The organism is Vibrio sp. Vb2131 (genome assembly GCF_033338535.1).
Lineage (GTDB): Bacteria > Pseudomonadota > Gammaproteobacteria > Enterobacterales > Vibrionaceae > Vibrio > Vibrio alginolyticus.
Window position 1 is genome coordinate 197,789 of the sequence record NZ_JAWOSW010000007.1, and the last position, 7,986, is coordinate 205,774.

The following is a 7,986-nucleotide window of genomic DNA, read 5'->3' on the forward strand; positions in this document are numbered from 1 at the left end:
TCATCCTAGCACTGAAACAATAGCGAACTGATCGCATCAGTCAGAATGTAAAACGAGGCGGTTCATTGAATAATTAAAAATAAAGGCCTCTGAGGAGCAGAGACCTTTATTACACAGAACCGGTTTCAAACCTACCGCATAAATTTGATTAAGCGACAGGTGTTAGTTGATCAATTGGCCAACGTGGACGAGCCTCTACTGACATATCAGCCACTTCGCCATTCTTCAAGCGCTGCATGCCTGCGTAAGCGATCATAGCACCGTTATCTGTGCAGAACTCAGTACGTGGGTAGTAAACTTCGCCGCCAACTTTCTTCGCTAACTTCTCTAACTCAGCTCGCAAACGACGGTTAGCACTCACACCACCAGCAATAACAATACGTTTCATGCCTGTTTGCTCAAGCGCGCGCTTACATTTAATAGCCAACGTAGCACACACAGCTTCTTCAAATGCCAATGCGATGTCCGCGCGAGTTTGCTCGTCATCACCGTTTGCAGCAATCGTGTTAGCCGTAAAGGTTTTTAGACCAGAGAAACTCATGTCCAAACCGGGCACATTCGTCATTGGGCGCGGGAACTTAAAGCGGCCCGGTGTACCTTTTTCCGCCAGTTTAGATAATAGTGGACCGCCTGGGTAATCCAAACCCATTAGCTTCGCTGTTTTATCAAACGCTTCGCCCGCCGCATCATCAATCGACTCACCTAGAATTTTGTACTCACCGATGCCTCTCACTTCCACCATCATAGAGTGACCGCCCGATACTAATACCGCCACAAACGGGAACGGTGGAGGGTTATCTTCCAACATTGGGGCCAATAGGTGACCTTCCATATGATGAACAGGTACCGCTGGCACTCCCCAAGCATAAGCAATACTGCGACCGATAGTAGCACCCACTAATAGCGCCCCAACAAGACCAGGCCCCGCGGTATACGCGACACCATCGATGTCTTTTGAAGTTAAGTTCGCTTCTTTTAGTGCCTCTTTAATAAGAGGAATGGTTTTCTTTACGTGGTCACGTGAAGCCAACTCAGGCACCACACCGCCGTAATCTGCGTGCAGTTTTACTTGGCTGTATAGCTTGTGTGACAAGAGACCGTTTTCATCGTCATAAATTGCGATGCCAGTCTCGTCACAAGAGGTTTCAATACCAATAATGCGCATGGTTTTCTCAGTATGCTTTCTGTATAGAGGAAATTTGGGCGTCATATTACCTCGCCTTGGTGCTGCAAACAAATTTTGTACAGACAATAATCGACAAAAGGCTTTACAAAGTAGTTGTGATCGGATTAAAATTCCGCACCATTTTTGATCAAGCTGGTAAGAGACCTAACAATTGTGATTTGGTCTGTTGAATACCAGCGTTAACGAATAACCCCTGAGGTGAAAGGCATATGCCAGTAGTTAAAGTACGTGAAAACGAACCGTTCGACGTTGCTCTACGTCGTTTTAAGCGCTCTTGCGAAAAAGCAGGTATCCTTTCTGAAGTGCGTCGTCGTGAGCACTACGAAAAACCAACTACAGTTCGCAAACGCGCTAAAGCAGCAGCTCAAAAGCGTCACGCTAAGAAGCTAGCTCGCGAAAACGCTCGTCGCGTTCGCCTGTACTAATAACTGAGCTCCAAAAGGAATTTAGTTATGGCTCTGATTGATCAACTCAAAGAAGAGCAAAAATTAGCGATGAAAGCCAAGGACAAATTGCGCCTTGGTACTATTCGTTTAGCCCTATCAGCAATCAAGCAACGTGAAGTTGACGAACAGATTACTCTGAACGATGACGACATTCTTGCAGTATTGACCAAGATGGTTAAACAACGTCGCGACTCTGTAGCGCAGTTTGAAGCAGCGGGTCGTCAAGATCTTGCTGATGCGGAACAAGCAGAAATTACCGTTCTTGAGGACTTTATGCCTCAACCACTGACAGACGAAGAAGTCGCGGCTCTCATCGAGAACGCGATTGCTGAATCTGGCGCAGCTGGCATGCAAGACATGGGCAAAGTAATGGGCGTTCTGAAACCGCAAATTCAAGGGCGTGCAGATATGGGTAAAGTAAGCGGTTTAGTTCGCGCTAAATTGGCTTAAGGTACCCCACCCAATTGCAGCAAGCCGTGCTATCCTTTGGAGTGCACGGCTTGTTTGTATCTGGATGGATGGAATGAAATCAATGGGCAATACGCTCATTCTTTTAAGGCATTCACTCCACTCATCATCTTCTTTTTTTTGTTAGGTTTTATGGCTGGACACATCCCTCGCAGTTTTATCGATGACCTTCTAGCTCGACTTGATATTGTCGATATCATCGACACACGTGTGAAACTTAAGAAAAAAGGCAAAAACTACGGCGCATGCTGCCCTTTCCACAACGAAAAGACACCCTCATTCAGTGTCAGTCAAGAAAAGCAGTTCTACCATTGTTTTGGTTGTGGCGCGCATGGAAATGCCATCGATTTTTTGATGGAGTTCGACCGACTAGAATTCGTCGAAGCCATTGAAGAACTCGCTTCATACTTGGGTTTAGATGTTCCTCGCGAACAACGTAGTGGCGGTAATGGTTCGTTTCAATCAGGCCCACAAGCAAGCAGCAGTGAAAAACGTAACCTATACGACTTAATGGGCAGCATTGCTCAATTTTATCGTAACCAACTCAAACAGCCAGCAAGTAAGGTGGCGATTGAGTATCTAAAAGATCGCGGCCTGTCTGGTGAAATCGTCCAGAAGTTTGGCATCGGCTATGTGGCTGATGAATGGGATTTAGTTCGTAAGAACTTTGGCCAGAATAAAGAAAACCAAGACATGCTCGTCACTGGCGGCATGTTGATTGAAAACGATAAAGGCAACCGCTACGACCGATTCCGTGGTCGAGTGATGTTTCCTATTCGAGACAGACGCGGCCGAGTAATAGGCTTTGGTGGTAGAGTATTAGGTGATGGGACACCAAAATATCTCAACTCACCCGAAACCCCGATATTTCATAAAGGTAAAGAGTTGTATGGCCTTTATGAAGTACTACAAGCGTATCGTGAGCCACCACAAATTTTAGTGGTTGAAGGCTATATGGATGTTGTCGCGCTTGCTCAATATGGCATAGATTATTCCGTTGCCTCATTAGGAACCTCGACAACGGGCGATCACTTGCAAGTGTTATTCAGGCAAACAAGCACCGTCGTGTGTTGTTATGACGGTGACCGCGCAGGCCGTGAAGCCGCGTGGCGTGCCATGGAAAATGCATTGCCTTACCTAACTGATGGTCGCCAGTTAAAATTCATGTTTTTGCCGGATGGAGAAGATCCCGACTCTTATATCCGACAAAACGGAAAACAAGCATTTGAGCAGCAAGTGTCTAATGCGATGCCCTTGTCTGAATTCATGTTCAGCTCATTGACTCAGCAGGTCGATATGAGCACGAAAGAAGGCATGGCAAAACTGAGTACTCTTGCGGTTCCTCTCATTGATAAAGTCCCTGGCGGCACTTTAAGACTATACTTGAGAGAATTGCTTGGCCGCCGTTTGGGTTTGGTTGATGAGCGCCAACTACAGCAGCTAATTTCAAAACAAGGTAAAGAGGATAAAAGGCCTCAACCTCATAAAGAAATCAAGCGAACGCCGATGCGAGAAGTGATCGCGTTACTGATTCAAAACCCACAATACGTAAGTATGGTGCCAGATCTAACTAGCGTTAGAGATTTGCCCATTCCTGGTCTAAGTTTATTTGTTGATGTACTTGATAAATGCCAAGCGCATCCCCATATCAACACAGGCCAATTATTAGAGCATTGGCGAAACAGCCAAAATGAGACCCTTCTGTCTCGTCTCGCGAGTTGGGACATTCCACTCGATGAGGACAACCAAGAAGAAATCTTTTTAGACTCACTGGATAAAATTATTGCCCAGTGCGTAGAAAAACAAATTGAAAACCTGCAGGCCAAAGCAAGAAGTGTCGGTTTATCAGCCGAAGAGAAAAGGGAGCTGCTAGCACTTATGCTAGATTTAAAAGCGTAACCCTGTTTAATTAGTCAGCAACGATTTAATTTGTTATAGTAAGTGGTTTGCATTTCGCATACTGATTCCTTCACCAGATTACGAAGTTGGATACCGTCTATGGATCACAATCCGCAGTCACAGCTAAAGTCACTTGTTATTAAAGGCAAGGAACAAGGCTATCTGACCTACGCCGAAGTAAATGACCACCTACCTGCTGAAATCGTAGATTCAGAACAGGTAGAAGACATCATTCAGATGATCAACGACATGGGCATTAAGGTAGTAGAAACTGCTCCTGATGCTGATGATTTAGCACTGAACGATGACACAAATATTACCGATGAAGATGCAGCCGAAGCTGCAGCCGCTGCACTTTCTAGCGTAGAGAGTGAGATTGGTCGTACAACAGACCCAGTACGTATGTACATGCGTGAGATGGGTACTGTCGAACTTCTAACTCGCGAAGGCGAAATCGACATCGCAAAACGTATTGAAGAAGGTATTAACCAAGTTCAATCGTCTGTTGCTGAATACCCAGGCACAATTCCGTACATTCTTGAGCAATTTGACAAAGTTCAGGCTGAAGAACTACGTCTTACAGACCTAATTTCAGGTTTTGTAGATCCAGATGCTGACGACACCGCTGCACCAACGGCAACACACATCGGTTCTGAACTGACTGAATCTCAGTTAGAAGAAGAAGACGATGAAGACGTTGATGACGACGAAGATAGCGATGACGATTCAGATGATTCTGAAGAAGATGTAGGTATCGATCCTGAATTAGCGCTAGAGAAATTCAACCAACTACGCAGCACCTATCAAAATCTTCAATTAGCAATCAACGAATACGGCTATAACAGCCCGAAAGCAACCGTTGCTAATGAAATGATGCTAGACGTATTCCGCGAGTTTCGTCTAACGCCTAAACAGTTTGATCACCTAGTGAATGAACTGCGTACTGCTATGGATCGCGTTCGTACTCAAGAGCGTCTGATCATGAAGTCAGTGGTTGAATACGGCAAAATGCCGAAGAAATCATTCATCGCGCTGTTCACTGGTAATGAATCAAGTGAAGCTTGGCTGGATGAAGTTCTTGCTTCAGACAAGCCATACGCTGAAAAGATCAAACGTAACGAAGAAGAAATCCGTCGTTCAATCGCTAAGCTAAAAATGATTGAAGAAGAGACTTCTCTAAACGTACAGAACATTAAAGACATCAGCCGTCGTATGTCTATCGGTGAAGCAAAAGCTCGCCGTGCGAAGAAAGAGATGGTTGAAGCGAACTTGCGTCTTGTAATTTCTATCGCGAAGAAATACACCAACCGTGGCCTACAGTTCTTGGATCTGATCCAAGAAGGTAACATCGGTCTGATGAAAGCGGTAGATAAGTTCGAATATCGTCGTGGTTACAAGTTCTCGACTTACGCAACGTGGTGGATCCGTCAGGCAATCACTCGTTCAATCGCGGACCAAGCACGTACGATTCGTATCCCGGTACACATGATCGAAACGATCAACAAGCTAAACCGTATTTCTCGTCAAATGTTGCAAGAGATGGGTCGCGAGCCGCTACCGGAAGAACTGGCAGAGCGTATGCAAATGCCAGAAGACAAGATTCGTAAAGTTCTAAAAATCGCTAAAGAGCCTATCTCAATGGAGACACCAATCGGTGACGACGAAGATTCGCATCTAGGTGATTTTATCGAAGATACAACGCTAGAACTTCCGCTAGATTCTGCAACTGCAACTAGCCTTAAGGTGGCAACAAAAGACGTGCTTGCAGGTCTAACGCCACGTGAAGCGAAAGTACTTCGTATGCGTTTTGGTATTGACATGAACACTGACCATACTCTAGAAGAAGTTGGTAAGCAGTTCGACGTTACTCGTGAGCGTATCCGTCAGATCGAAGCAAAAGCACTACGTAAACTTCGCCATCCAAGCCGCTCAGAGACTCTGCGCAGCTTCCTAGACGAATAATCGCAGCGCATACAAGCTTTTAGAAATCAAAAAAGGTGACTTTAGGTCACCTTTTTTATTATCTACTGTTCTAAGTGGATAAAAACTAAGCGCAATTGCCCTAGTTGGTATCTAGACACCTTGCAACGCTTCCCCTATAATCGTTGTCCTATTAAGGCCCCTTAGCTCAGTGGTTAGAGCAGTCGACTCATAATCGATTGGTCCGCAGTTCAAGTCTGCGAGGGGCCACCATTCAAATCAAGCACTTCGCTTACCCTTCTTTGAATGTTGCCTTTTATTCCGTCCCGAGGTACAAAATCAGTACAGTACGCATTCGGGAGTACTCACATGGCAACTTTAGTTAAAACCTCTTCTGGTACCTGGAAAGCCGTTATTCGAAAAACTGGCTGGCCGACGACGTCTAAAACTTTTCGTCTCAAACGCGATGCAGAGGATTGGGCAAGACGTACCGAAGATGAAATTGTACGTGGCGTCTACATCAAACGTTCCTCGTCTGAACGCCTCACCATTGAAGAAGCATTAAAACGCTACCTGGCAGAAATCTCACCTACCAAACGACCGGCGACCGCTGCCTGTGACGCGAGACATTCCAAACCGCTCATCAAAGCCCTGGGAAAATACTCCCTGGCCGCCCTGACGCCCGAAATCATTGCCAAGTATCGAGACGACCGGTTAGCTGGCCTGGATAGTTGCGACGCCAGAGGTAACCCGGCCCCTAAGCCACGCTCACCTAACACCGTGCACATTGACCTGGCCCTGCTCAGTCACCTGTACAACATTGCGATTAAAGAGTGGGGGATCGGCCTGGCAATTAACCCGGTCCAGAATATTCGTAAGCCCACCACATTATTCCAGGAAAAGGTCGGTTCAAACAAACAGCAATTCAGGCAGCTCGACTTGAGCTGCACATGCACCAAATAAGTATAAATGATCCAAGAAATGGGGTCTGGATGATTAACTTCAAAAAGAACAACGACTTGAATTGGGTTGACCCAAAATCACCGGCACACTGTTCAATACATCGATTTAACTATGAGAACTGGATCGCAAGAATATTTGTGACTGGTGGTATGACAAAACAGATGGTAGTAGCTCAATTAAATAGGATTAAAATGAGCTGAAGGATGGAGAATACCCTTCAAAGATTACTCAGAAAAAAGATGTAAGTTGGAATGGCTCATGACTGTTTATAGAATCACAGAAGATCCTGCTAAGTTTAAAACTCTTTCATTATTGCCTAGTGACCTAGCTGAACAATTAGGTGACTTTGAGCTTGTAAGAGACATACTGCATCAACCTTCGCACAATTCATCACTCCAACCGATATGGGGTAAGGTTAATTCGGAGTTTGCAGATGTTCTCAAGAAAGATTCGGAAACTCCAGATATAAGTATTTGGTGTAATACATTCCTCATATTTTCACCCAAAGCATTCAATTACTTACATAACAAGTTGTCGACATGTGGAGAGTTTTTGCCGATCAATGTAGGTAGTGAAACTTGGTATTTCTATACAGCACTGACATTCGCAAGAGAGAACAAACAGTTAACGATTCCCAAAGTTGAATACGGTGAATTGATAGGATTGGAGACACTAGTCTTCGACGAAGAAGATACTCAAGATAAATATATCTTCAAGTCAGTAGAGGAAGGCCCCGTAAACCTATTCTGTACAGATATACTTCGAGAATTAGTGACCGAACATAAGCTGACAGGTATCGGTTTCTCAGAAGATCTAACAGGTTTAGATTTCATTGATGAGGCGGTGTAATTTCACTTGTTGGGTTACTTAAGCAAGTTAAGGAGAACTTCTGCGTTGGTGATATGACATTCGAAAAGCTCAGCTCTGCAGCAACTATCTAATGAGTAATGATATCTACGCCTAATGCAGCTTCTCGAGGCTCTACACTTCCCGTCAGTAACACTTTTTGACCTTCCACTCAGCTTGATGACCCGTCCTGATATGGGTTGACACTTTTTAACTAAAACGCTCGATGTACTTCATCGGGCGTTTTGTATTTTAAAG

At 44.9% G+C, this 7,986-nt stretch carries 8 protein-coding genes and 1 tRNA gene; 8 read left to right on the top strand and 1 reads right to left on the bottom strand.

All coding sequences use genetic code 11. The features are described 5' to 3' along the window. Positions 1 to 148: 148 nt before the first annotated feature. Entirely contained in the window at positions 149 to 1,165 is a 1,017-nt protein-coding gene (gene tsaD, locus R7E38_RS10565) for a tRNA (adenosine(37)-N6)-threonylcarbamoyltransferase complex transferase subunit TsaD (RefSeq protein WP_005379854.1), read from the bottom strand. Positions 1,166 to 1,395: 230 nt separating this feature from the next. On the opposite strand from tsaD, the gene rpsU reads away from it, so the two are divergent. The 8 genes from rpsU to R7E38_RS10600 all read left to right on the top strand — a co-directional run bounded on the left by rpsU (position 1,396) and on the right by R7E38_RS10600 (position 7,731). Further along, positions 1,396 to 1,611, top strand: coding sequence for a 30S ribosomal protein S21 (rpsU, locus tag R7E38_RS10570; RefSeq protein WP_001145625.1), 216 nt, complete (start codon positions 1,396 to 1,398; stop codon positions 1,609 to 1,611). 27 nt (positions 1,612 to 1,638) lie between these two features. Further along, complete coding sequence (locus R7E38_RS10575) at positions 1,639 to 2,082, top strand: GatB/YqeY domain-containing protein (protein WP_005379720.1); 444 nt, start codon at positions 1,639 to 1,641, stop codon at positions 2,080 to 2,082. Positions 2,083 to 2,232: 150 nt separating this feature from the next. Then, a complete protein-coding gene (gene dnaG / locus R7E38_RS10580; RefSeq protein WP_226083800.1) occupies positions 2,233 to 3,999 on the top strand; it encodes a DNA primase in 1,767 nt (588 codons plus the stop codon). Between the two features lie 99 nt (positions 4,000 to 4,098). Continuing rightward, positions 4,099 to 5,961: an RNA polymerase sigma factor RpoD gene (gene rpoD / locus R7E38_RS10585; RefSeq protein WP_005395986.1), complete on the top strand. Its 1,863-nt coding sequence runs from the start codon at positions 4,099 to 4,101 to the stop codon at positions 5,959 to 5,961. A 155-nt stretch (positions 5,962 to 6,116) separates the two neighbouring features. Beyond that, a tRNA-Ile gene (locus tag R7E38_RS10590) sits at positions 6,117 to 6,192 on the top strand. A gap of 96 nt (positions 6,193 to 6,288) precedes the next feature. Next, positions 6,289 to 6,882, top strand: a complete 594-nt coding sequence (locus R7E38_RS10595) for a hypothetical protein (RefSeq protein ID WP_226083798.1) — start codon at positions 6,289 to 6,291, stop codon at positions 6,880 to 6,882. After that, positions 6,843 to 7,082, top strand: a complete 240-nt coding sequence (locus tag R7E38_RS23515; RefSeq protein WP_411978674.1) for an AHH domain-containing protein — start codon at positions 6,843 to 6,845, stop codon at positions 7,080 to 7,082. Before R7E38_RS10595 ends, R7E38_RS23515 begins: the two co-directional genes overlap by 40 nt. A gap of 58 nt (positions 7,083 to 7,140) precedes the next feature. Further along, positions 7,141 to 7,731: a hypothetical protein gene (locus tag R7E38_RS10600; protein ID WP_064377420.1), complete on the top strand. Its 591-nt coding sequence runs from the start codon at positions 7,141 to 7,143 to the stop codon at positions 7,729 to 7,731. The last annotated feature ends 255 nt before the right edge of the window (positions 7,732 to 7,986 follow it).

Excerpts from the sequence above, each read along its gene's own strand:
- rpsU (WP_001145625.1), top strand. The coding sequence starts at position 1,396 with ATGCCAGTAGTTAAAGTACGTGAAAACGAACCGTTCGACGTTGCTCTA.
- R7E38_RS10575 (WP_005379720.1), top strand. The coding sequence starts at position 1,639 with ATGGCTCTGATTGATCAACTCAAAGAAGAGCAAAAATTAGCGATGAAA.
- R7E38_RS10595 (WP_226083798.1), top strand. The coding sequence starts at position 6,289 with ATGGCAACTTTAGTTAAAACCTCTTCTGGTACCTGGAAAGCCGTTATT.
- dnaG (WP_226083800.1), top strand. The coding sequence starts at position 2,233 with ATGGCTGGACACATCCCTCGCAGTTTTATCGATGACCTTCTAGCTCGA.
- tsaD (WP_005379854.1), bottom strand. The coding sequence starts at position 1,165 with ATGCGCATTATTGGTATTGAAACCTCTTGTGACGAGACTGGCATCGCA.
- R7E38_RS10600 (WP_064377420.1), top strand. The coding sequence starts at position 7,141 with ATGACTGTTTATAGAATCACAGAAGATCCTGCTAAGTTTAAAACTCTT.
- rpoD (WP_005395986.1), top strand. The coding sequence starts at position 4,099 with ATGGATCACAATCCGCAGTCACAGCTAAAGTCACTTGTTATTAAAGGC.